24 protein-coding genes and 1 tRNA gene are annotated in these 24,046 nt (G+C 63.9%); 6 read left to right on the plus strand and 19 right to left on the minus strand.

What is annotated here, in order from left to right:
• Window positions 1-15: 15 nt before the first annotated feature.
• The 18 genes from ABIB66_RS20900 to ABIB66_RS20980 form a co-directional block, all read right to left on the minus strand.
• Window positions 16-1,524: an NADH-quinone oxidoreductase subunit M gene (locus ABIB66_RS20900; protein WP_354209880.1), complete on the minus strand. Its 1,509-nt coding sequence runs from the start codon at window positions 1,522-1,524 to the stop codon at window positions 16-18.
• Entirely contained in the window at window positions 1,525-3,624 is a 2,100-nt protein-coding gene (gene nuoL, locus ABIB66_RS20905; protein WP_354209881.1) for an NADH-quinone oxidoreductase subunit L, read from the minus strand. It abuts the gene before it with no gap.
• Between the two features lie 61 nt (window positions 3,625-3,685).
• The gene (nuoK, locus tag ABIB66_RS20910) at window positions 3,686-3,994 is read right to left on the minus strand and encodes an NADH-quinone oxidoreductase subunit NuoK (RefSeq protein WP_015685769.1); all 309 of its coding nucleotides are present in this window, start codon (window positions 3,992-3,994) and stop codon (window positions 3,686-3,688) included.
• The gene (locus ABIB66_RS20915; protein WP_007603557.1) at window positions 3,991-4,629 is read right to left on the minus strand and encodes an NADH-quinone oxidoreductase subunit J; all 639 of its coding nucleotides are present in this window, start codon (window positions 4,627-4,629) and stop codon (window positions 3,991-3,993) included. The genes nuoK and ABIB66_RS20915 overlap by 4 nt, the downstream gene beginning before the upstream one ends.
• A 9-nt stretch (window positions 4,630-4,638) precedes the next feature.
• Complete coding sequence (nuoI, locus tag ABIB66_RS20920) at window positions 4,639-5,127, minus strand: NADH-quinone oxidoreductase subunit NuoI (protein WP_026232873.1); 489 nt, start codon at window positions 5,125-5,127, stop codon at window positions 4,639-4,641.
• A 14-nt stretch (window positions 5,128-5,141) separates the two neighbouring features.
• Window positions 5,142-6,209: an NADH-quinone oxidoreductase subunit NuoH gene (nuoH, locus tag ABIB66_RS20925; RefSeq protein WP_106944955.1), complete on the minus strand. Its 1,068-nt coding sequence runs from the start codon at window positions 6,207-6,209 to the stop codon at window positions 5,142-5,144.
• Window positions 6,210-6,213: 4 nt separating this feature from the next.
• On the minus strand, window positions 6,214-8,289 hold the full coding sequence (gene nuoG, locus ABIB66_RS20930) for an NADH-quinone oxidoreductase subunit NuoG (protein WP_354255441.1): 2,076 nt from the start codon (window positions 8,287-8,289) through the stop codon (window positions 6,214-6,216).
• 5 nt (window positions 8,290-8,294) lie between these two features.
• Entirely contained in the window at window positions 8,295-9,620 is a 1,326-nt protein-coding gene (gene nuoF, locus ABIB66_RS20935; protein ID WP_354255444.1) for an NADH-quinone oxidoreductase subunit NuoF, read from the minus strand.
• 15 nt (window positions 9,621-9,635) lie between these two features.
• The gene (locus tag ABIB66_RS20940; RefSeq protein WP_354209884.1) at window positions 9,636-9,842 is read right to left on the minus strand and encodes a hypothetical protein; all 207 of its coding nucleotides are present in this window, start codon (window positions 9,840-9,842) and stop codon (window positions 9,636-9,638) included.
• Entirely contained in the window at window positions 9,842-10,453 is a 612-nt protein-coding gene (gene nuoE / locus ABIB66_RS20945) for an NADH-quinone oxidoreductase subunit NuoE (RefSeq protein ID WP_354209885.1), read from the minus strand. The genes ABIB66_RS20940 and nuoE overlap by 1 nt, the downstream gene beginning before the upstream one ends.
• Before the next feature lie 12 nt (window positions 10,454-10,465).
• Entirely contained in the window at window positions 10,466-11,428 is a 963-nt protein-coding gene (locus tag ABIB66_RS20950; protein WP_354209886.1) for an FkbM family methyltransferase, read from the minus strand.
• The gene (locus tag ABIB66_RS20955; RefSeq protein WP_275171315.1) at window positions 11,428-12,624 is read right to left on the minus strand and encodes an NADH-quinone oxidoreductase subunit D; all 1,197 of its coding nucleotides are present in this window, start codon (window positions 12,622-12,624) and stop codon (window positions 11,428-11,430) included. The genes ABIB66_RS20950 and ABIB66_RS20955 overlap by 1 nt, the downstream gene beginning before the upstream one ends.
• A gap of 2 nt (window positions 12,625-12,626) precedes the next feature.
• Entirely contained in the window at window positions 12,627-13,241 is a 615-nt protein-coding gene (locus ABIB66_RS20960) for an NADH-quinone oxidoreductase subunit C (RefSeq protein WP_354209887.1), read from the minus strand.
• 11 nt (window positions 13,242-13,252) lie between these two features.
• Window positions 13,253-13,840 carry a NuoB/complex I 20 kDa subunit family protein gene (locus ABIB66_RS20965; RefSeq protein ID WP_354209888.1) on the minus strand — a complete coding sequence of 196 codons (588 nt, stop codon included), beginning with the start codon at window positions 13,838-13,840 and terminating at the stop codon, window positions 13,253-13,255.
• Window positions 13,831-14,196: an NADH-quinone oxidoreductase subunit A gene (locus ABIB66_RS20970; RefSeq protein WP_007603535.1), complete on the minus strand. Its 366-nt coding sequence runs from the start codon at window positions 14,194-14,196 to the stop codon at window positions 13,831-13,833. Before ABIB66_RS20970 ends, ABIB66_RS20965 begins: the two co-directional genes overlap by 10 nt.
• A gap of 573 nt (window positions 14,197-14,769) precedes the next feature.
• Window positions 14,770-15,591, minus strand: coding sequence for a TonB-dependent siderophore receptor (locus ABIB66_RS43580; protein WP_502918328.1), 822 nt, complete (start codon window positions 15,589-15,591; stop codon window positions 14,770-14,772).
• 12 nt (window positions 15,592-15,603) lie between these two features.
• Entirely contained in the window at window positions 15,604-17,073 is a 1,470-nt protein-coding gene (locus tag ABIB66_RS43585; protein WP_502918329.1) for a TonB-dependent receptor plug domain-containing protein, read from the minus strand.
• A gap of 161 nt (window positions 17,074-17,234) precedes the next feature.
• Window positions 17,235-17,747 carry a MarR family winged helix-turn-helix transcriptional regulator gene (locus ABIB66_RS20980; RefSeq protein WP_354209890.1) on the minus strand — a complete coding sequence of 171 codons (513 nt, stop codon included), beginning with the start codon at window positions 17,745-17,747 and terminating at the stop codon, window positions 17,235-17,237.
• Between the two features lie 204 nt (window positions 17,748-17,951).
• On the opposite strand from ABIB66_RS20980, the gene ABIB66_RS20985 reads away from it, so the two are divergent.
• Together ABIB66_RS20985 and ABIB66_RS20990 are read left to right on the plus strand one after the other, a co-directional pair.
• On the plus strand, window positions 17,952-19,142 hold the full coding sequence (locus ABIB66_RS20985) for a Rieske 2Fe-2S domain-containing protein (RefSeq protein WP_354209891.1): 1,191 nt from the start codon (window positions 17,952-17,954) through the stop codon (window positions 19,140-19,142).
• 60 nt (window positions 19,143-19,202) lie between these two features.
• On the plus strand, window positions 19,203-20,495 hold the full coding sequence (locus ABIB66_RS20990; protein WP_354255447.1) for a spinster family MFS transporter: 1,293 nt from the start codon (window positions 19,203-19,205) through the stop codon (window positions 20,493-20,495).
• On the opposite strand, the gene ABIB66_RS20995 is transcribed toward ABIB66_RS20990, so the two are convergent.
• A complete protein-coding gene (locus ABIB66_RS20995; protein WP_354209892.1) occupies window positions 20,492-21,403 on the minus strand; it encodes an alpha/beta fold hydrolase in 912 nt (303 codons plus the stop codon). The genes ABIB66_RS20990 and ABIB66_RS20995 overlap by 4 nt on opposite strands.
• Window positions 21,404-21,660: 257 nt before the next feature.
• On the opposite strand from ABIB66_RS20995, the gene ABIB66_RS21000 reads away from it, so the two are divergent.
• From ABIB66_RS21000 to pepT, 4 genes are all read left to right on the plus strand, one after another.
• Entirely contained in the window at window positions 21,661-21,864 is a 204-nt protein-coding gene (locus tag ABIB66_RS21000; RefSeq protein WP_354255450.1) for a hypothetical protein, read from the plus strand.
• Window positions 21,865-22,025: 161 nt separating this feature from the next.
• Window positions 22,026-22,102 (plus strand) — tRNA-Asp (locus tag ABIB66_RS21005).
• Window positions 22,103-22,311: 209 nt separating this feature from the next.
• On the plus strand, window positions 22,312-22,641 hold the full coding sequence (locus ABIB66_RS21010; protein ID WP_354209962.1) for an HU family DNA-binding protein: 330 nt from the start codon (window positions 22,312-22,314) through the stop codon (window positions 22,639-22,641).
• Between the two features lie 102 nt (window positions 22,642-22,743).
• Window positions 22,744-23,994 carry a peptidase T gene (pepT, locus tag ABIB66_RS21015; RefSeq protein WP_354209894.1) on the plus strand — a complete coding sequence of 417 codons (1,251 nt, stop codon included), beginning with the start codon at window positions 22,744-22,746 and terminating at the stop codon, window positions 23,992-23,994.
• Window positions 23,995-24,046 lie beyond the last annotated feature (52 nt).

The raw sequence follows: 24,046 nt of genomic DNA on the forward strand, positions 1-24,046 counted from the left end.
TCCTGACCTGCCCGCTCACTTGAGCAGTGCGGCGGCCTTCACGGCCGTCACAGCGGTGTTGTAATTGTTGACGAGTTGCTGGACCGAGGCCGCCGACATGTCGAGCACCGGCTTCGGATAGATGCCGAACAGGATCGTCAGCGCGATCAGCGGGAACAGCGTCAGGCCCTCGCGGAAGGTGAGATCCTTCATGCTCGCCAGCGACGGCTTGACCAGCGCCCCGAACACCACCTTGCGGTAGAGCCACAGCGCATAGCAGGCCGACAGGATCACGCCGAAGGTGGCGAAGAACGCGGTCGGGATCGAGACCTTGAAGGTGCCGAGCAGCGTCATGAATTCGCCGACAAAGCCGGAGGTGCCGGGCAGACCGACATTGGCCATGGTGAAGACCATGAAGGTCAGCGCGTAGAGCGGCATCCGGTTGACGAGACCGCCATAGGCCGCGATCTCGCGGGTGTGCATGCGGTCGTAGACGATGCCGACGCAAAGGAAGAGCGCGCCGGAGACGATGCCGTGCGAGATCATCTGGAACACGCCGCCGGCGACGCCCTGCATGGTGCCGGCGAAGATGCCCATGGTGACGAAGCCCATATGCGCCACCGAGGAGTACGCAATCAGCTTCTTCATGTCCTCCTGCATCAGCGCCACCAGGGAGGTGTAGATGATGGCAATGGCGGAGAGCGTGAACATCAGCGGCGCGAAGTCGTGCGAGGCCAGCGGGAACATCGGCAGCGAGAACCGCAGGAAGCCGTAGCCGCCCATCTTCAGCATGATCGCAGCCAGGACCACCGAGCCGGCGGTCGGCGCCTCGACGTGGGCGTCGGGGAGCCAGGTGTGCACCGGCCACATCGGCATCTTCACCGCGAACGAGGCGAAGAAGGCAAGCCACGCCCACGTCTGCAGCGAGCGCGGCACGGCGGTGTGCATCAGGGTCGGAATGTCCGTGGTGCCGCCGTTCCAGTACAGCGCCATGATGGCGAGCAGCATCAGCACCGAGCCGAGCAGCGTGTAGAGGAAGAACTTGAAGGACGCATAGACCCGGCGCGGACCGCCCCAGACGCCGATGATCAGGAACATCGGGATCAGGCCGCCTTCGAAGAATAGGTAGAACAGCACGAGATCGAGCGCCGAAAAGGTACCGATCATCAGCGTTTCCAGGATCAGGAACGCCATCATGTATTCGCGAACGCGGTTGGTGATCGCCTTCCAGCTCGCGATGATGCAGAACGGCATGATGGCGGTGGTCAGGATCACCAGCGGCAGCGAAATGCCGTCCACGCCCATGTGGTAGGTGATGCCGGTGGCGAGCCAGTTCGCCTTCTCGACGAACTGGAAGTCGGGGTTCGACGCATCGAACCGCATGACCAGGATCACCGACACCGCGAAGGTGATCAGCGTGGTCCACAGCGCGATCCAGCGCGAGTTGCGCCGGGATGCCTCGTCATCGCCGCGGCTGAGATAGACGATCAGCGCGCCGACCAGCGGCAGGAACGTCGTGACGGATAGAATTGGCCAGGTCGTCATTTACTGGCCTCCAAAGCCGAACATGAACCAGGTGATCAGGCCGGCGGCACCGATCAGCATGGCGAACGCGTAGTGGTAGAGATAGCCGGTCTGGATCTTCACGACGTTGCGGGTGACGTCCAGCACCCGGGCCGAGACGCCGTCGGGGCCGAGCCCGTCGATGATGAAGCCGTCGCCCTTCTTCCAGAGCTGGTAGCCGATCCACTTCGCCGGACGGACGAAGATGATGTCGTAGAGCTCGTCGAAGTACCATTTGTTGAGCAGGAACTTGTACAGCATCGGCTGCGTGTTCGCGAGCTCGACCGGCAGATAGGGCCGGCGGATGTAGAACAGGTACGACACCAGGAAGCCCAGCACCATCATCACCGTCGGCAGGAAGGCGATGGTCTCGGGGATGTGGTGCATCTCCTCGATGATGTGCGGGTTCATCTTCACGGATTCGCGGAAGAACTCCTCGATGCCGTGACCGGCGAACAGCTCCTTGAACGGGAAGCCGGCCAGGATGGAGCCGACCGCGAGCACACCGATCGGGATCAGCATCCAGATCGGCGCTTCATGCGCAGCCTCGTAGTGGTGATCGTCATGCGGCTCGCCGTGGAAGGTCTTGAAGATCAGGCGCCACGAGTAGAACGAGGTCAGGCCGGCCGCGATGACCGTCATCAGGAAGCCGTACATCGCGAACGGATTGTGCGAGGCGTAGGCGGACTCGATGATCGCGTCCTTGGAGAAATAGCCGGCGGTCAGCGGGAAGCCGGTGAGCGCGAGCGTGCCGACCACCATCACCGCATAGGTGTAGGGGATCTTGCGCCAGAGGCCGCCCATGTTGCGGATGTCCTGCTCGTGATGCATCGCGTAGATCACCGAGCCGGAGCCCAGGAACAACAGCGCCTTGAAGAAGGCGTGCGTGAACAAATGGAACATGCCGACCGAATAGGCCCCTGCTCCCATCGCCACGAACATGTAGCCGAGCTGCGAACAGGTCGAGTAGGCGACGATGCGCTTGATGTCGTTCTGGACGAGGCCGATGGTCGCCGCGAAGAACGCCGTGGTGGCGCCGAAGAACATCACGACGGCCTGCGCGTTCGGCGCGAGCTCGAACAGCGGCGACAGGCGCGCCACCATGAAGACCCCGGCCGTGACCATGGTCGCGGCGTGGATCAGCGCCGACACCGGGGTCGGGCCTTCCATCGCGTCCGGCAACCAGGTGTGCAGCAGGAACTGCGCCGATTTGCCCATCGCGCCCATGAACAGCAACAGGCAGGTCAGGGTCAGCGCGTCGGCGTGCCAGCCGAGGAAGTCGATGGTCTTGCCGGTGAGGCCGGGTGCAGCGTGGAAGATGGTCTCGAAATCGGTCGAGCCGGCCAGCAGGAAGATCGCGAAGATGCCGAGCGCGAAGCCGAAATCGCCGACGCGATTGACCACGAAGGCCTTGATGGCGGCGGCGTTCGCCGACGGCTTCTGGTACCAGAAGCCGATCAGGAGGTAGCTCGCCAGACCCACGCCTTCCCAGCCGAAGAACAGCTGCACGAGGTTGTCCGCGGTCACCAGCATCAGCATGGCGAAGGTGAACAGCGACAGATAGCCGAAGAAGCGCGGCCGGTTCGGGTCCTCGTCCATGTAGCCGATAGAATAGAGGTGCACGAGCGAGGACACGGTGGTCACGACCACCAGCATCACGGCGGTGAGCGTGTCGACCCGCAGCGTCCAGTAGACCTGAAGATCGCCGGAGAGGATCCACGGCAGCAGCGGAATGCGCATGTCGTGGTGCATGAAGCCGACATCGACCAGCGTCATCCAGGACAGCGCCGCCGACACGAACAGCAACGCCGTGGTGATCAGCTCGGCGCCGCGCGAGCCCGCCGCGGGCGGCTCGGAGACGTGGTGGTCGTCGTGGCCGTCGCCGGGCTCGTGATGGGTCTCGTGGATGACCGACGCATCCTCGGTGATGGTGTCGGACGCATGGGCGTGCGCGCCATGGCCGTGATCATCGTGATGCTCGACCGTGTCGCCCGAGGGGTTGCGGGCATGCGCGCCGAACAGCGCGATCAAGCCGGCCAGAATTGCGCCCAGCAGAGGCAGAAAGACGATTGCCTGGACCATGATTTAATCTTTCCGCATGATCTGGTCGGAAAACCGGTATCCACTTTTCCGGATCATGCGATCAGCCCTTCATCAGATTGACGTCCTCAACCGCGATCGAGCCGCGGTTGCGGAAATAGACCACCAGGATGGCGAGACCGATCGCGGCTTCAGCGGCCGCGACGGTGAGCACCAGGAGTGCGAAGACCTGCCCGACGATGTCGCCGAGGAAGGTCGAGAACGCCACGAGGTTGATGTTGACCGCGAGCAGGATCAGCTCGATCGACATCAGGATGACGATGATGTTCTTGCGGTTCAGGAAGATGCCGAGGATCCCAAGCGTGAACAGGATCGCGCCGACCGCAAGATAGTGTCCGAGCCCGATCGTCATTTCACCCACTCCGCCGCGTCAGAGTCCTGGAGCCCCTGCCCCGGCGTCACCTTGCGGATCGCCATCGCTATTTCGGGCGTGCGCGCGTTCTGAACGTTGATGTCCTGCCGCTTGACGCTCGCCTTGTGCCGCAGCGTCAGCACGATGGCGCCGATCATGGCGACCAGCAGCACCATGCCCGAGAGCTGGAAGTAGTGGATGTACTTGGTATAGAGCACCAGGCCCAGCGCCTCGGTATTGGAGACGTTGGTCGGGATCGCCGCCGTGATCGTCTTGGCGACGCCGGGGTTGATGACCCAGAAGCCGACGGTGAGCAACAGCTCGAACAGGAAGATGCCGCCGATCACGAGGCCGACCGGGAGGTACTCGATAAAGCCCTCGCGCAGCTCGAGGAAGTCGACGTCGAGCATCATGATCACGAACAGGAACAGCACCGCGACGGCGCCGACATAGACGACGATCAGGATCATCGCCAGGAACTCGGCGCCCATCAGCACGAACAGGCCGGAGGCGTTGACGAATGCCAGGATCAGGTACAGCACGGAGTGCACGGGATTGCGCGAGACAATCACCATCACCGCCGAGGCGACGCAGACGCCGGCGAACAGATAGAAGAACAGCGCGGGAAGGATCATGCTCTCATCTCACCGGTACGGCGCGTCGAGTTCGATCGCTTTCGCGATCTCGCGTTCCCAGCGATCGCCGTTGGCGAGCAGCTTGGCCTTGTCATAGAACAGTTCCTCGCGGGTCTCGGTCGCGAACTCGAAGTTCGGACCTTCGACGATGGCATCGACCGGACAGGCTTCCTGGCAGAGGCCGCAATAGATGCACTTCACCATGTCGATGTCGTAGCGCACAGTGCGGCGGGTGCCGTCGTTGCGGCGCGGGCCGGCCTCGATGGTGATGGCCTGCGCCGGGCAAACCGCTTCGCACAGCTTGCAGGCGATGCAGCGCTCTTCGCCGTTCGGATAGCGGCGCAGCGCATGCTCGCCGCGGAAGCGCGGCGAGATCGGGCCCTTCTCGAAGGGATAGTTCAGCGTCGGCTTCGGCTGGAAGAAATAGCGCATGGCGAGGAAGAACGCCGAGACGAATTCCGACAACAGGAGCGAACGTGCAGTGGCGTTGATGTTGATACCCATGACGGCCCTCACTTCGGCGCGATGTCGGCGAAGTGCAGCACGCCGGCCACTACGATCACCATCGCCAGCGACAGCGGCAGGAAGACCTTCCAGCCGAGGCGCATCAGTTGATCGTAGCGGTAGCGCGGCACGATCGCCTTGGCCATCGCGAACAGGAAGAACATGAAGAACAGCTTTAGCGAGAACCAGATGATCCCCGGCACCCAGTTGAAGGGCGGCAGGTCCACCGGCGGCAGCCAGCCTCCCAGGAACAGGATCGTCGCCATCGCGCACATCGTGGCAATCGCGACATACTCGCCGAGCATGAACAGAAGATACGGCGTCGAGCCGTACTCGACCATGAAGCCGGCGACGAGCTCGGATTCCGCTTCGACCAGGTCGAATGGCGGACGGTTGGTTTCCGCCAGCGCCGAGACGTAGAAGATCACGAACATCGGGAACAGCGGCCAGACGTACCAGTTCAGGATGGTGAGCTGCGGCAACCCGATCAGGCTGGCGAGACCCCGGACGTGCTGCGCCTCGACTACGGCCGAGAGGTTCAGCGTGCCGGCGCAGAGCAGCACCGTGATGATGACGAAGCCGATCGAGACCTCGTAGGACACCATCTGCGCCGCGGAGCGCAGCGCAGCCAGGAACGGATATTTCGAGTTCGACGACCAGCCGGCCATGATGATGCCGTAGATCGACAGCGACGAGATCGCGAAGATGAAGAGAACGCCGACATTGATGTCGGAGATCACCCAGCCGAGATTGGTCGGGATCACCGCCCAGGCGGCGAGCGCGAGCACGCACGAGACCAAGGGAGCCAGGAGGAACACGCCCTTGTTGGCGCCGGACGGGATGATCGGCTCCTTCAGCACGAACTTCAGGAGGTCGGCGAAGGATTGCAGCAGACCCCAGGGCCCTACCACGTTCGGGCCGCGGCGGATCTGCACCGCCGCCCAGATCTTGCGGTCGGCGAGCAGGATGTAGGCGATCGCCACCAGCAGGACGACCAGCACCAGGACGCTCTCCGCGATCATGATGATCAGCGGCCAGAGGAACCCGGTCCAGAATGCGCTTTCGAAGAATTCCATCAGCTCACTCCGCTGCGGTCAGCATCTGCCCGGAGGCAAGCCGCGAACACTCCGCCATGACGGCGGACGCACGCGCGATTGGGTTGGTCAAATAGAAGTCCTCGACAAGCGGTTTGAACGGAGCCTTCTCCGTCGTGCCACCCTTCCCCGCGAGCTTCTTGATCTGGTCGGCCGAGCCGGCCTCGATCTGGTCGAGACGGATCAAATGCGGCACAGCCTTGAAGACCGCCTGGCGCAGGGCCGAGAGCGAGTCATAGCCGAGCTTCTTGCCGAGCGCCTCCGACAGCGCGCGGACGATCGCCCAGTCCTCGCGGGCCTCGCCCGGCGGGAATGCGGCCCGTCCGGTCATCTGCACGCGGCCTTCGGTGTTGACGTAGATCGCGGACTTCTCGGTATAGGCGGCTGCCGGCAGGATCACGTCGGCGCGGTGAGCGCCGCGGTCGCCGTGGGTGCCGATATAGACGACGAAGGTGCCGTCCGATGGCTTGATCTCGTCCGCGCCGAGCAGGAACAGCAGATCGAGCGTCCCGAACGTCGTCATCTGCGCTGCGTTCAGCCCGCCCTGACCGGCGACAAAGCCGATGTCGAGCGCGCCGACGCGCGAGGCGCTCTCATGCAGCACGCCAAACCCGTTCCAGCCGTCCTTCACCGCGCCGACATCAAGCGCGAGCTTGGCGGCGGCTGCGAGAATCGCAGCGCCGTCGTGGCGCGAGGCCGCGCCCGCACCAACCAGGATGATGGGGTTCTTGGCGTTCTTCAGCACGTCCATGAAGGAGTGCTTGCCGGCCGCGAGCTCACCGAGCGTATCGGTGCCTGCGCCGAGATGGTCATAATCGTAGGTCAGGTCGGGCTTGGCGCCGATCACGCCGACCTTGAAACCGCCGGCGCGCCAGCGCTTGCGGATGCGGGCGTTGAACACGGCCGCCTCTTTCCGCGGATTGGCGCCGATGATGAGCAGCGCATCGGCCTGCTCGACGCCGGCGAGCGTCGGATTGAAGATGTAGGAGCCGCGGCCGAGCGCGGGATCGAAGGCGTCGCCGCCCTGCACCGCCAGATTGGCCGAGCCGTATTTCGCCAGCAGATCCTTCAGCGCGAACATCTCTTCGACGCCGGCGAGGTCGCCCGCGATCGCGCCGATCCGCTTGCCGTCGGTGCGCGCCGCCTTGGAGGCGATCGCGGCAAAGGCCTCCGGCCAGCTCGCCGCGCGCAGCTTGCCGGCTTCGCGGATATAGGGCCGGTCGAGGCGCTGGGTGCGCAGGCCGTCGACGACGTGACGGGTCTTGTCCGAGATCCACTCCTCGTTCACGGCCTCGTTGATGCGCGGCAGGATACGCATCACTTCGCGGCCGCGCGTGTCGACGCGGATCGCGGAGCCCACGCCGTCCATCACGTCGATCGACTGGGTCTTGCCGAGCTCCCATGGGCGCGCGGCGAAGGCGTAGGGCTTCGAGGTCAGCGCGCCGACCGGGCAGATGTCGACCAGATTGCCCTGGAGTTCCGAGGTCAGCGCGTGCTCGAGATAGGTCGTGATCTCCATGTCCTCGCCGCGGCCGGTCGCGCCCATTTCGGGAGCGCCGGCCACTTCCGCCGAGAAGCGGACGCAGCGGGTGCACTGGATGCAGCGGTTCATCGATGTCTTGACCAGCGCGCCGAGATATTTGTCCTCGACCGCGCGCTTGTTCTCGGCGAAGCGGCTGGTGTCGACACCATAGCCCATCGCCTGGTCCTGGAGGTCGCACTCGCCGCCCTGATCGCAGATCGGGCAATCCAGCGGATGGTTGATGAGAAGGAATTCCATCACGCCTTCGCGCGCCTTCTTCACCATCGGCGAACGGGTGGAGATTTCCGGCGGCTCGCCCTTGGGACCCGGACGGCAATCGCGCACGCCCCAGGCGCAGCTCGCGACCGGCTTCGGGCCGCCCTTCACCTCGACGAGGCACATCCGGCAATTGCCGGCGATCGACAGCCGCTCGTGATAGCAGAAACGCGGGATCTCGGCGCCGGCCGCCTCGCACGCCTGAAGCAGCGTGTATTCGGCGGGGACATCGATCTCTTTACCGTCGATGATGAGCTTGGTCATTGTCTCTACTCCGCCGCGACCATGTTCACGGGATCGCGGACGCCGGCATCGTCGATGTCGGCCTTGTGCGAATACTGGTCGATGCGCGCCTCGATCTCATGACGGAAATGCGCGATCAGGCCCTGGATCGGCCACGCCGCGGCGTCGCCCAGCGCGCAGATGGTGTGGCCTTCGACCTGCTTGGTGACTTCCAGCAGCATGTCGATCTCGCGCTTGTGGGCGCGGCCTTCGGCCATGCGGGTCAAGACGCGCCACATCCAGCCGGTGCCTTCGCGGCACGGCGTGCACTGGCCGCAGCTCTCGTGCTTGTAGAAATAGGAGATGCGGGCGATGGCGCGGATCAAGTCGGTCGATTTGTCCATCACGATCACGGCCGCGGTGCCGAGGCCCGAGCGCAGCTTGCTCAAGCTGTCGAAATCCATCGGCGTGTCGATGATCTGCTCGGCCGGCACCATGCGCACGGAGGAGCCGCCGGGGATCACGGCCTTGAGGTTGTCCCAGCCGCCGCGGATGCCGCCGCAATGCTTCTCGATCAGCTCACGGAACGGGATGCCCATGGCTTCTTCGACGTTGCAGGGCCGCTCGACATGGCCGGAGATGCAGAACAGCTTGGTGCCGACATTGTTCGGACGGCCGATGCCGGCGAACCACGCCGCGCCGCGGCGCAGAATGTCCGGCGCGACCGCGATCGACTCGACGTTGTTGACGGTGGTCGGGCAGCCGTACAGGCCGACGTTGGCGGGGAACGGCGGCTTCAGACGCGGCTGGCCCTTCTTGCCTTCGAGGCTCTCAAGCAGCGCGGTTTCCTCGCCGCAGATATAGGCGCCGGCGCCGTGGGCGACGTAGATGTCGAACGGCCAGCCGTTGACGTTGTCCTTGCCGACCAGCTTGGCCTCATAGGCCTGGTCGATCGCCGCCTGGAGATGCTCGCGCTCGCGGATGAATTCGCCGCGGACATAGATGTAGCAGGCGTGCGCGTTCATCGCGCAGCTCGCGATCAGGCAGCCCTCGATCAGGAGATGCGGATCGTGCCGCATGATCTCGCGATCCTTGCAGGTGCCGGGCTCGGACTCGTCGGCGTTGACGACCAGATAGCTCGGCCGGCCGTCGGTCGATTCCTTCGGCATGAACGACCATTTCAGACCGGTCGGGAAGCCGGCGCCACCGCGGCCGCGCAGCCCCGAGGCCTTCATCTCGTTGATGATCCAGTCACGGCCCTTGTCGATGATGTTCTTCGTACCATCCCAGGCGCCGCGGCGCCGCGCGCCCTCGAGCCCCCAATCGTGGAGGCCATAGAGGTTCTTGAAGATGCGGTCCTTGTCCTCGAGCATGTCAGTGCTTTCCGATCAACGGTTGGCTTGCTTGTAGGCAAGCCCGGCGGCGCAGACGGCGAAGGTCAGCGCCCAGAGCAGACTGGATTCCAGCGTCGCGTTCAGGGCGAAGCGCTGAAGCAGAAAAATGAACGTGGCCGCCACGGCGGAATGCATTGCGACGAAGCCCCACTTCTTCACAACACTGCTCCCTTCATCTGGCGGCGACGAGAGATCACGCATCAGGTGATCTCCTTCAGCGTGGTCGGCCCACCGGTCGGCGCCGAGAACTGGCGGCCGTTCTGCGGACCGGGCTTGGGCGGATTGCCCGAAGCAAAGCCATCGAGCACCTTGCCGAAGCTTTCCTTGGTCAAATCCTCATAGGTGTCCTTGCCGATCAGCACCATCGGCGCATTCACGCAGGCACCGAGGCACTCCACCTCTTCCCAGCTGAAATTGCCGTCCTTGGAGAGATGGAAGGGCTCGTGATGGATGCGGTGCTCGCAGATGTGGATCAGATCCTCGGCGCCGCGCAGGCGGCACGGCGTGGTGCCGCAGACCTGGACGTGGGCCTTCTTGCCGACCGGGGCCAGCTGGAACATCGTGTAGAAGGTCGCGACCTCGAGCACGCGGATATAGGGCATGTCGAGCATGTCGGCGACAGCGCGGATCGCGGCCTCCGAGACCCAGCCTTCGTGCTGTTCCTGAACGCGCCAGAGGATGGCGATGACGGCCGAAGCCTGGCGCCCGGCCGGATATTTCGCGATCTGCTGCTTGGCGAACGCGAGGTTCTCCTCCGTGAACGCAAAGCTCGCGGGCTGGACTTCCTTCGGTGCTAATCGGCGAACGGACATCTCTTCAATCTCTCACTGCATACGGCGCGCGGTTTTCGCATTCAGGGCATTGATCCTGTCCTGCCAGAATGCGCTTGCGGTGCCGAAAACATTGTAGCCGACGTGGGTCGAGACCTTGATGCGGTCGAGGATCGACAGCTCGGTCACCGTTTCCATACGCCGGGTGCTGGGATCGTAGACGATCAGCTTCAGCGGGGTGTGTTCGAGGATGTAGCGCGAGACCGCGTGCGAGCGGTCGCTGCCGTGCTCCTCGCACATGACGACGCTGTCGGCCTGGAGCAGCCGGGCGCCGCCCTTGATCGCCTCGATCTCGACGCCCTCGACGTCGAGCTTGATCAGGTACTTGCCGCTCGCGGCGATCTTGCCGTCGTCGATGAGGTTATCGAGCGCGATGACCGGCACGTCCTCGCCGCCCGCCGACGCATCGCCGGCGATGCTGAAGGCCTCGTGCTTGGTGCCTGACAGACGCGCGGTGCCACGGGCCGCGCCGATCGCGCATTTCATGGTCTCGAAGCGGCTGCCGTTGATGCGGGCGTTGTTGGCGAGCTTCGGATAGTTCTGCCCCGACGGCTCGATCGCGATCGCCTTGTGCGAACCGAACGGCTTGCTCGACACCAGCACCGACCAATAGCCGTAATTCGCGCCGCAATCGAGCAGCGTGTAGTCGACATCGATGGAGTCGGCGAACAACAGCTCCAGCTCGTCCTCGTAGTTGTAGGAGCGGTTGAGCAGCTTGCTCCAATAGCCGTCGCCGTAGGGAAATTCGAACACGGCGTCGGGGTTGAGCTTGATCGCGATGTTGCGCTCGGGCAGCGTCTTGCGCAGCAGATTGGCGCAGGCGATATAGCCCATATGCGAGAAGTGCGACGAGATCTTCGATCCCGTCACCAGCGCCAAGGCAGCCGTCCGCTCCCACAGGTTGGCCCCTTCAAGGGCTCCCGAGGCACGGTCAAACTGGATCGGCGCCTGCGCCATCACCGATCGACCTCTCCGAACACGATGTCGAGCGAGCCGAGGATCGCCGAGACGTCGGCGAGCAGATGACCGCGGCAGATGTGATCCATGGCCTGGAGATGCGCAAAGCCCGGCGCGCGGATCTTGCACTTGTACGGCTTGTTGGTGCCGTCCGAGATGAGAAAGACGCCGAACTCGCCCTTCGGCGCCTCGACCGCGGCGTAGACCTCGCCGGCCGGCACGTGAACGCCTTCGGTGTAGAGCTTGAAGTGATGGATCAGCGCTTCCATCGAGCGCTTCATCTCGCCACGGCGCGGCGGCGCGACCTTGTTGTCCTCGACGACGACGGGGCCCTTCCCGTCTGGCGCGTTAAGCTTCTGGATGCACTGCTTCATGATGCGCACGGACTGGCGCATCTCTTCCATGCGGATCAGATAGCGGTCGTAGCAATCGCCGTTCTTGCCAATCGGGATGTCGAAATCCATCTCGGCGTAGCATTCATAGGGCTGCGACTTGCGCAGATCCCAGGCCGCTCCCGAACCGCGCACCATCACGCCGGAGAAGCCCCACTCCCAGGCCTCCTTCAGCGACACCACGCCGATGTCGACGTTGCGCTGCTTGAAGATGCGGTTCGCGGTGAGCAGCCGGTCGAGATCTTCGACCACTTTCAGGAACGGATCGCACCAGGCGTCGATGTCGTCGACCAGCTTCTGCGGCAGGTCCTGATGCACGCCGCCGACGCGGAAGTAGGCTGCGTGCATGCGGCTGCCGGAGGCGCGCTCGTAGAACACCATCAGCTTTTCGCGCTCTTCGAAGCCCCACAGCGGCGGGGTCAGCGCGCCGACGTCCATCGCTTGCGTGGTGACGTTGAGCAAATGCGACAGGATGCGGCCGATCTCGCAATAGAGCACGCGGATCAGCTGCGCGCGGCGCGGCACCTCGATGCCGAGCAGCTTTTCTGCAGCCATGCAGAAGGCGTGCTCCTGATTCATCGGCGCGACGTAGTCGAGGCGGTCGAAATAAGGGATCGCCTGCAGATAGGTCTTCTGCTCGATCAGCTTTTCGGTGCCGCGATGGAGCAGACCGATATGCGGGTCGACGCGGGCGACGACTTCGCCGTCAAGCTCCAGCACCAGGCGCAGCACGCCGTGCGCGGCCGGATGCTGCGGACCGAAGTTGATGGTGAAGTTGCGAAGGACTTCGGGTTGCTCGTTCATGTTCAGACCTTCGGCCCCGCTTTTTCATCACCGGGAAGGACCGGATAGTCGGCGCCCTCCCACGGGGACAAAAAGTCGAACTTGCGGAATTCCTGGTTGAGCCTGACCGGCTCGTACACCACCCGCTTCTCCTGGTCGTCGTAGCGGACCTCGAGGAAGCCGGTGGTCGGGAAATCCTTGCGCAGCGGATGGCCCTCGAAGCCGTAATCGGTCAGGAGGCGGCGCATGTCGGGATGACCGACGAAGATCACGCCGTAGAGGTCGTAGGCCTCGCGCTCGAACCAGTCGGCGCCCGGGAACACCTCGATCAGCGACGGCACCTGCGTGGTCTCGTCGGCCTGGGCCTTGAGCCGGATCCGGGCGTTCAGGGTTGGTGACAGGAAGTGATAGATCACGTCGAAGCGCTTCTCGCGCGAGGGATAGTCCGCCGCCGTGATGTCGGTGAAGTTGATGAAGCGGCAGTTCGGGTCGTCGCGGAGGTACTTGACCACCTCGACGATCTTGCTGGCCTCGACATCGACCGTGAGCTGGTTGAAGGCTACCGAATGACCCGTTGCGGCGCCCGGAAGCGCGCTAACGATCGTCTGCCCCAGGGCGTCGAGCTTGGCGTCGTCCATGACGTAAAACCTTAGCGTTCGATGGTGCCGGTGCGGCGGATCTTCTTCTGCAGCAGCAGCACGCCGTAGAGCAGCGCTTCCGCCGTGGGCGGGCAGCCCGGCACGTAGATGTCGATCGGCACGATACGGTCGCAACCGCGCACGACCGAGTAGGAATAGTGATAATAGCCGCCGCCGTTGGCGCAGGAGCCCATCGAGATGACGTAGCGCGGCTCGGGCATCTGGTCGTAGACCTTGCGCAGCGCAGGCGCCATCTTGTTGGTCAGGGTCCCCGCGACGATCATCACATCCGACTGGCGCGGCGAGGCGCGCGGCGCGAAGCCGAAGCGTTCGACGTCGTAGCGCGGCATCGACACCTGCATCATCTCGACCGCGCAGCAGGCGAGACCGAAGGTCATCCACATCAGCGAGCCGGTGCGCGCCCAGGTGATGAGGTCGTCGGTCGCGGCCACGAAGAAGCCCTTGTCCGACAGTTCCGAATTGACCTCGAGGAAGAACGGATCACTGGCCCCGACCGGCTTGCCGGTCGACGGGTCCAGGATGCCCTTGGGGGCCGGCGCGAGAACCGGACCGGCGGACGACACAGGGTTCAATCCCATTCGAGTGCGCCTTTCTTCCATTCATAGGCGAACCCGACCGTCAGCACGCCGAGGAACACCACCATGGACCAGAAGCCGGTCGCGCCAAGCTTGCCGAACGCCACCGCCCAGGGAAACAGGAACGCCACCTCGAGGTCGAAGATGATGAAGAGGATGGCGACAAGATAGAAGCGGACGTCGAACTTCATGCGGGCGTCGTCGAAGGCGTTGAAACCGCACTCATACGCCGACAGCTTTTCCGGGTCCGGCTGCTGGAACGCCACGATGAACGGCGCGATCAGCAGCACCAGGCCAATGAGGCCCGCGACCCCTATGAAGACGACGAGTGGAAGATAGTTCTGCAGAATGCCGCTCATTGACGAGCCCTTTTTCCCGCAGCCTCGGGACAGCCACGGATTCGTCCAGTTTGGAATTGTTCTGAGCCTTAGCGCAGTGCACCAATGGGCGCAAGACACGCTCTTTTTAGGCCCTTTGTCGCCCTCAGAACGGTGGAAATCCCGGAATCACCCCGCGGCTGGTATGGAGCAGATCGACCGCCCCAGCAAGGGCGCCCCGATCAGTCCACACGCGCTGGGCCGTGACGTCCGTGGTTGGGAAGGCTCACTTTATCTAGGCCGCGACGCAGCAAAGTCCAGATTACAACGAGGACAGGCGCGCCCATTATCGGGCGAGCGATCCGGGAGCCATGCATCACGATCGGACCCGGGCTCGTCTGGCGAATGCGTCGGGCGGGCGGCGCCCGCTTCCGCCGCAGCGGAAATCGGTGGCGAGCGCGGCGGCGACGTGGCTGGGTCGTCGCGCGCCGCGCTCGCATGAGCTTCGGGCCGGGGGGCATCGCCCGCGAGCTCATCGATCTCGTGGTGGAAGCCGAGTGACGAGCCGGTCAGGCTCTCACGCTGGCCTTCCCTCGCCTGTTCTCGTCATTTGCCTCACCATTTGTAGGAGACGCTGGCGGTGACGCGCCGGCGGTCGCCGTAGAAGCAGGAGGCTGCCGCCGCGCAGCTCGCGACGTAGATCTTGTCGGTCAGGTTGACCAGATTCAGCGCGGTGCGCCAGTTCTGCCATTCATAGTGGAGCGCGAGATCGCCGAGCACGACCGCGGGAACCTCGAGGGTATTGGCGGTATCCGCCCACGACGAACCGATATAGCGGACACCGCCGCCGAAACCGAACCCTGCGAGCGGCCCGTCCTTGAAGGTGTAGTCCGCCCAGCCGGACACCAGGAGCTCAGGCGTGTTGGTCGGGGTCTTGCCGACCAACGACGGGTCCAGATCCCTGCTGTTGAACAAATGGTAGGCCGTGAACGAGCCGATCAGCTTCAGCTCACGCGTGGCGTTCGCCACCGCTTCGAGCTCGATGCCGCGCGAGGTCACCTCGCCGGTCTGGTTCTGCAAGGTGATGACGACCGGATCAGTGGTTGCCACGTTCTGGCGCTTCAGGTCGAACACCGAGGCGGTGAAGTAGCCGTCAAACCCCCGCGGCGCGACCTTCACGCCGATTTCCGTCTGCTGCCCGGTCTCCGGCAGGAACAGCTGGTTTTGCGCGTTGAGGCCGATGATCGGATTGTAGCTTGTGGCGTAGGACACATAGGGCGCGATGCCGCTGTCGAAATTGTAGATCAGCCCGGCGCGTCCGCTAAACCTGCTGTCGTCGCGGCTGGCAAGCGTGGCGCCGCTATCACGGGCAGCCTGCGTCGTCTCGACCCAATCATTGCGGCCGCTCAGCACCAGCGTGAAGTTGCCGAGCTTCATCTGGTCCTGCAGCTAGGTGCCGGCCTGCTTCTGCGTAATCTGAAAGTTGCGGAACGGCGCGCCCGTCAACGGAATGTCCAGTCCATAGGCGGGATTGAAGACGTTGATCGGAGGAACCGTGCCGAAGTTGAACGCCTGATAGTCGTCGATCTGGTAGCCCTTCAAATCGACCCCGAACAGCATCGTGTGCCGCACCGCGCCGGTGTTGAAGCGGTACTCCAGCTGGTTGTCGAGATTGGCCTGGTTGGCGGTGTTCTTCGCGTACCAATTATAGCGACCGAGACTGGCCGTGTTGATGTCAGCCCAATTGTTGCCGATGTAGCCGCGATAGGTCACGTCGACATGGGCAAAGCGCGCATTCTGCCGGAACGTCAAATCGTCGGTGAGATTGCGCTCGAACTGATAGCCCAGCATCTCCTGCTCGCGCGTGAACTTGTCGACGCTGGGATCGCCGGCGAAAAAGCTGGTCGGGATCTTGCCGAATGGAGCGTTGGTCACCGTGCCCTCATAGGGCAGGAAGTTGATGCCACGGGTTTCCTGCCGGGAAGCTGAAGCGAGCACCGTGAATGTCGTGTCGGCGTCCGGCTTCCAGATCACCGACGGCGCGATGAAGTAGTTGTTGTCCGGCGTGAAATTGACCTGCGTGGGGCCGTTCTGGACCTGGCCGACGACACGGTAGAACAGCTTGCCGTTGTCAGGGCTCGTCGCGACCGGACCGCCGACATCGAAGCCGACATAGGCGTTGCCGAAACTGTTGACGCCGGTCTCGATGAAACGGACGGGCTGCGCGGGTGGCATCTTGCTGATGACGTTGACGATGCCGCTCGGGCTCGAGCCGCCATAGAGCACGGCCGATGGACCGCGCAGCACCTCGACGCGCTCCATGTTGGGCGTCTGGAGCTTCCAGCTCGCATAGGAGGTGTAGAACAGCTGCATGCCGTCGAGGAACAGTCCGATATCGTCGGACTTGAAGCCACGGATCAGCCACCAGTCGTTGCGCGTGTCCGCGCCGAAAGTCCCGGCGCGGACACCGGCGGTATAGCGCAGGACCTCGTCGAGCTTGTTCGCCTTCTGGTCGCGGATCTGCTCCGCGCCAATCACCGACACCGCCTGCGGCGTCTCCATGATCGGCGTGTTGGTCTTGGTGCCGGACGAGCTGCGGCCGGCGACGTAGCCGTGCACCGGGCCGAGCGGGGTTTCGACGAAACCGACATTGCGCGGCGGCTGCGGCCTGCTTCGGTTGGCGGCCTGCTGGGACGTCGCGGCGCGCGGCGCTGGACGGAGGGCGCCGCCCCGCGGCGCGCTTCCGGCGCGGTGACGGTCACCGACGGAATATTCTGCGCGCCACTCTGCGCAGCAGATTGCGCAAGCGATGCCTGCGGCGCCAACACCCAAGCGGATGCGGTCGCCAATACGGCCGACCGCAGCATTCCAAGACTGTTCAACGCGCAACCCCAAAACTTCGTGTTTTGATTTGCACATGCCGTCTGTCCCGTGACGGCATGTGCTTGCGGTGACGCTTAGGGGAGCGCGCGCGAATTCCCTAATTGAAAGCCTCTTAGAAAGAGTCTTAGAAAGAGTCTTAGAATGAGTTTTGGAAAGGGTCTTGTAAGCGATCCCACATGTCCGGGATTGCGGAAACGTCAGCGCGAAATCTTCTCGCTCTCGAGCATCTCGGCGGCGATCGCCGTCAGCTGATCGACCTGCTGCAGCAGCGCCTCGAACTCGGCTTCGCTCAGATGTTCGCGCAAGCGCCGATTGCGCTCCTGCGCGCCGGCGACGATCGCATCATGCGCCGCAAGGCCCGTTGCAGTCAGCGAGACCAGAACTTCGCGGCTGTCTTTCGGGTTGGCCGATTTCGCGATCAGCTTGCGCGATACGAGTTCCGCAAGCGCGCGGCTGATCTGCCCCTTGTCCTGGCCGACAGCTTCGGCAAGCCGCGCCACGCTCATCGGCGGCCGCCGCCCGAGCGAGGCGACCAGGCCGAACTCGACCGATGACAATCCGGCTAGACGCTTGTAGCGCAGGATCGCGCCGCGCTTGAGCAGATTGGCCAGCACCATCAGCCGCGACGACAGCATCACGGTGATCGGCGCCGGCGGATCGCTCTCGTCCGTCTCGGGCGACGCCCCGCCCCTGCTCTCGGTCTGGCTCATGATCCACCTCTGCCAAGAAAGGCGAAGCCTGCCAAGCCCAGGCAGGGCGGGGCCAAACCCAGGCGGCCGCCGTTCGCCGGCCTCGTCAAATGCGACTAAGAGGCACTTGGAGTATCGTTGACATTGTCATCGATCTACCCTTCACTAGGTACAAGCCCAATCAAAAAAAGCCCGGCCGGAGCGGCCGACTACGGGAGGACCGGTATGAGCATCACCCAGCGGGATCGCGATCTCGGAACGGCCTATGCGATGAAGCCGGCGCAGACGCGCACCGAGCTCACCTCGGTCATGCGCGGCACGCCGATGGGCGAACTGCTGCGACGTTACTGGCATCCGGTTGGGCTCATCAGCGACGCCACCGACACCCCGAAGAAGGTTCGCGCGCTCGGCGAGGACCTGGTGCTGTTCCGCGACAGGCACGGCCGCGCCGGTCTGCTGCACGCCCGCTGCTGCCACCGCGGCACCACGCTCTATTATGGCAAGGTCGAGGAGGACGGCATCCGCTGCTGCTATCACGGCTGGAAGTTCGACACCGAGGGTCACTGCCTGGAGCAGCCCTGCGAGCCCGACGGCGGCAAGTTCAAGGACAAAGTGCGCCAGCCCTGGTATCCGGTCGACGAACGCTACGGGTTGATCTTCGCCTATATGGGCCCGGCCGAGAAACGCCCGGTGCTGCCGACCTATCAATGCCTGGAGACCATGGACGACAGCGAGTTCGTCGAGGCCGACGATTCCTCGATTGGCGGCGGCGGGCCGGCGATCATCCCGTGCAACTGGCTCCAGCATTTCGAGAACGTGGTCGATCCCTACCACGTGCCGGTGCTGCACGGCTCGTTCTCCGGTCCGCAATTCACCAACATGATGGCGTCGATGCCGGAGGTGACGTTCGACAAGACGCCGCGCGGGATCGCGGTGCGCTCGATCCGCAAGCAGGATGACGGCCGTGTGTTTTACCGCGTCACCGAGGCGGCGCTCCCCACCCTGCGGGTCGTTCCAAACCCGCGCGTGGCGCAATTCGCCCGCGTCGAGTCGATCGGCTGGACGCTGCCGATCGACGACACCTCGTTCCGCATCTACGTCGCCGGCCGCGTCAAGAACGCCGGCGACATCGGCCGCATGCGCTCGAAGTTCAACGGCAAATTCTGGTGGGAGATGACCGAGGAAGAGCACCAGCAATTCCCGGGCGATTACGAGGCTCAGGTCGGCCAGGGACCGCAGACCATCCATTCCGAGGAACATTTCGGCCAGAGCGACCGCGGCATCCTCATGATCCGGCGCATGCTGAGTGACCAGCTCGAAACGATCGAAGCAGGCCGCGATCCGATCGGAATCTCATTCGATGTGAGCGCGCCTCCGGTCGAATTCGAAGCGGGGAATTACATCCGCGAGGGCTGACCTGCCAGCTCCAATCAGGGCTGGACCGACAACGATAACAAAGACTAATTGGGGGAAGCGATGGTCGATGTGACGTCACAAATGTCGGTGCAAACGGCCGCCGCGGCAAAGCCCTCGGCGCGGCGCTATTACGTGCTGGGCCTGCTCACGATCATCTACGCACTGAACTTCCTCGACCGCACGATCTTCAACGTGCTGATCGAGCCGATCAAGAAGGAGTTTCAGCTCAGCGACACCATGATGGGATTGCTCGCGGGCTTCGGCTTCGCGCTGTTCTATTCCCTGCTCGGCATTCCCATCGCGCGGGTCGCCGACCGGCTCAACCGGCGCAACATCGTTGCCGTCGCCTTTGCGTTCTGGAGCGCGATGACGGCGTTGTGCGGCGCTGCTTCGAGCGTCACTTCGCTGGCGCTGGCGAGGATCGGCGTCGGCATCGGCGAATCCGCGGGCTCGCCCGCCTCGCAATCCATGGTCGCTGATCTCTTCGCCAAGAATGAGCGTCCGCGCGCGCTCGGCATCTACGCCGTCGGCACCTATCTCGGCGTCTTCCTCGGCTATTTCGTCGGTGGCTACGTCAACCAGCACCATGGCTGGCGGATGGCGTTCTACGTCGCGGGCCTGCCCGGCATCCTGCTCGCTATTGTCCTGTGGCTGACGATCTCCGAGCCGAAGCGCGGCGCCATGCAGGAGAATTTCGTGCCCGAGCCGCTCGGGCCGACGCTGCGCTTCCTGGCCTCGCAGCAGAGCTTCATCATCGTGCTGATCGGCTTCTGTCTCACCACTTACACGAACTACGCGACCGCGGCCTGGATCCCGCCGTTCCTGGCGCGCGTGCACCATCTGTCGAGCGCCGAGATTGGCACCTATGCCGGCACCTTCAAGGGCCTCGCCGGCATGGCCGGCACCCTGCTCGGCGGCTTCGTGGTGGCGCAGGTCAGCCGCCGCGACGACCGCTGGAAGCTATGGGCTCCCGCCATCACCTCGGGCCTCGCCGGGCCGGTGTTCGCGCTCTGCATGCTGACTCAGGACTTTGCGATGATGGTCGCCATGCTGGCCCTGACCTCGTTTCTGGTCGGCTTCCATCTCGGACCGATCTTCGCGATCGCGCAGACCGTCGCCAAGCCGAGCATGCGCGCGCTGGCCTCCGCCCTCATCGCGCTCACCGCCACCTGCTTCGGCCAGGGCGTCGGTCCGCTCGCCGTGGGCGTGGTCAATGATGCCCTGAAGGGCGCTTACGGCGCCGACGCCGTGCGCTATTCCCTGCTCTCGGCGGCGGTCACGACCACGCTGGGGGCGCTCCTGTTCGTCTGGGCGGCGCAAACCATCCGCACCGACATCAAGCGAGCGAGCTAGGCGCCCATGAACGCCAGCATGTCCGCGATCAGGCGCTCGCTGTGCGTCAGCGGCAGCGGATGCGGGCCGCCTTCGTAGACGGTCAGCTTGCTGTCCTTGATTAGTTTTGCCGTCTTTGCACCGGTCAACGGCAGCGGCGCGCTGGCATCCTTGTCGCCCTGAACGATCAGCGTCGGGCGATCGATCTTGGCGGCTGCCGCTCGGAGATCGGCGAAGGCGATGGCCTTGCGGCAGGCCAGCGCCACCGGCAACGGCACGCTCAGCATCATCTCGCGGATCCAGGTCCGCCTGATCTCGGGTGTCTCGGCAGTGAAGAACGGCGCTTCGTTCGCCGCAATCCATTTGGGGAAGTCGCGCGCGATGGCCGCGTTGTCGGCCTCGATCATTGCCTTCGGCACCGCATCCGGATTGTCTTCGGTCTTGATCAGGAATGGCGTCGTCGGCGCAACCAGCACCACCCTTGCGATCCGGTCCGATCCGTATCGCCCGAGGTAGTTCACCGCCTCGGCGGTCCCCATCGAGAAGCCGACCAGTGTCACGTCGCGCAGGTCACGCGCCTCGATCAACGCGGCGACGTCGTCGGTCAGCGTGTTCAGGTCATAACCCGAGGACGGCATCTCGGACCGGCCATGCCCGCGCCGATCGGGCGCAACACAGCGGAAGCCATTTGCGTTGAGGGCGGCAATCTGGCTGCCCCACGTGCTAGCGTTGAACGTCCAGGCCGAAAGCAGCAGCACCGGTCGGCCGCTGCCCCAATCCTGCACGAAGAGTTTTGTGCCGTCCCTGGCCGTCACAAAGGACGGCCGTTCATTCCGCTGGGCCGCTGCTGCCACTGGCGCGCTCGCACCAGACGCTGCCGCGAAGGCGGTCCCAAACAACGTGGCTTCGAGGACGGTTCGACGGTTCATGGCGCTTCTCCCTTGCCGATACCCTTGCGGATCTGTCGGCCCATCGGTCTCGGCCGATGAAAACGATCATGACAAGGCGGGATCACCTCCGCGATTACGCGCCAGGTAAGATCGCTTAAGGCGCTCCCGCCGCCCGCAGGCGAAACCAGACAAACGGCCGGATGAAACCGTTTTGCGGAACCCGCGAAACCATCCGGAAACAGACCGTCCTTACAAGAAGAGCCATAGACGGCGGCAAAGCCCGTCGGGAGGCTCACATGAACCACTCAATTCACTCCGCTGATCGTGCGACCCACCTGAAGATCGTGGTGGTGGCGCTGGTGGCCGGCATTACGGTGGCCGGCTTCGGGATCGCAGCTCGCACCAATGCCGATTACAGCCAGACCACCCAGTCCGCCCACGTAATCAAGGCCGGCAAGCCCGTCGTCGTGACCAGCGCCGGGATGTCGGAGATCCGCTGACACCGCCCCGCTCCCGGCTGACAGAGGCCGCCGCCTGGCGGCCTTTTTTCGTTTTCCAGAGCAATGCTTAGCCGAGACCTGCCGGCGAAGCGCAACGTCCTTGACTTCACCCAGCCCCGCCTTTAAGTCCCCCCTCGTTCCGCGCGCTTTCAGCGAACCACGCGGGAGTAGCTCAGTTGGTTAGAGCGCCGGCCTGTCACGCCGGAGGTCGCGGGTTCGAGCCCCGTCTCTCGCGCCATTTTGGCAATTCCTTCATAGCCTTAGAACAAACTTCTAGATGCTTTTCGCGGCTCTGACGGTGATTGCCGGCATCCGTCGAGAACTCGCGCCATAGTCAGCCTAAGCCCGAATCGTCTAGGCCTTCCAGGACTTGGAGGGACCCCACGCTTTACCGGCTTTTCCGGGGCCCCCTTGTGATTGAGGAGCCCAGATATGGCTAAGAAGGACATGGCTAAGAAGGACTCGGCCAAGAAGGATTTGGGGAAAAAGGCTGCCGCTCCCGCCACCATCACGCTCAAGCACCTCGCCGCCGACATTGCGGAGAGCCAGGATCTGTCGAAGAAGCGCGCCGAGGCCGTCCTGACCGACATGGTCGAGCTCGTCACCAAGCACCTGAAGAAAGGCGACCGGGTCCGCATCGTCGGGCTTGGAATCCTCCAGGTCCGCAAGCGCGCCGCCCGCACCGGCCGCAATCCTGCCACGGGCGAGCCCATCCACATCAAGGCCAGCAAGAAGGTCGCCTTCCGCCCGGTCAAGGAGCTGAAAGAGGCGATCTGACCACTCACGTTTCGTTAAGCCTGATCCGCGTCCTCCGGCCGCAACGCGGCCCGGTTTTCTGGTATACCGCCTCTCTCCCCTGACCCGGCGGTTTGACCAGAAATGTCCTCCCTCACCTTTTCGCATACCGTGGCCGAGCGCTTCCTGCGCTACGTCACCATCGACACCCAGTCCGATCCGGAATCCCCGAGCTCGCCTTCGACGGAGAAACAGAAGGACCTCGGCCGCGTGCTCGTCGCTGAACTGAAGGCCATGGGCGTTGCGGACGCGCATCTCGACGATTACGGCTACGTCTATGCAACGATCCCGGCGAACACGACCAAGAAGGTGCCGGTGATCTGCTTCTGCTCGCACATGGACACCTCGCCCGACGTCACCGGCAAGGACGTCAAGCCGCAGATCCTGAAGAACTATCGTGGCGGCGACATCACGTTGCCGGGCGACACCAGCCAGGTGATCCGCTTCGCCGAACACCCCGCGCTGAAAAACCAGATCGGCAACGACATCATCACCACCGACGGCACCACGCTGCTCGGCGCCGACAACAAGGCCGGCGTCGCCGAGATCATGGATGCCGCGCATTTCTTCATCAACAATCCGCAAGTGAAGCACGGCACCATCAAGATCCTGTTCACGCCCGACGAGGAGATCGGCCGCGGCGTCGACAACGTCGACATCAAGAAGCTCGGCGCCGATTTCGGCTACACCATGGACGGCGAGAGCGCGGGCTGCGTCGAGGACGAGACCTTCTCGGCGGACGGCGCCACCATCACCATCAATGGCGTCAGCGCCCATCCCGGCTATGCCAAGGGCAAGATGGAGCACGCGATCAAGATCGCCGCCGCCATCGTCGAGCGCCTGCCCCGCGAAGGCTGCTCGCCCGAGACGACATCAGGCAAGCAGGGCTTTCTGCATCCGATCGGCATCGAGGGTGCGCTGGAGCAGGCGACGCTTTCCTTCATCGTGCGCGACTTCACGGAGGAAGGGCTGAAGGAAAAGGAGATCCTGCTCGAGAACATCGTCAAGGACGTGATGAAGGATTTTCCCCGCTCGACCTACACATTCGAGGTGCGGGAGCAGTACCGCAACATGAAGCAGGTGATCGATCGCCACCCGCACATCCTCGAATACGCCATCGAAGCGATCCGCCGCGCCGGCCTGCGCCCGATGCGCACCGCGATCCGCGGCGGCACCGACGGCTCGCGCCTGTCCTTCATGGGCCTGCCCTGCCCCAACATCTTCGCCGGCGAGCACGCATTTCACTCCCGGCTCGAATGGGTCAGCCGGCAGGACATGGAGAAGGCGGTGCAGACGATCGTCCACCTCGCCATGATCTGGGAGGAGAAGGCGTAAGGGCTGACGGGATGCCGTCATCGCAGGCGGAGCGCGTTTCGCGAAAAGTCTC

Source organism: Bradyrhizobium sp. F1.13.3, from assembly GCF_040548265.1.
Lineage (GTDB): Bacteria > Pseudomonadota > Alphaproteobacteria > Rhizobiales > Xanthobacteraceae > Bradyrhizobium.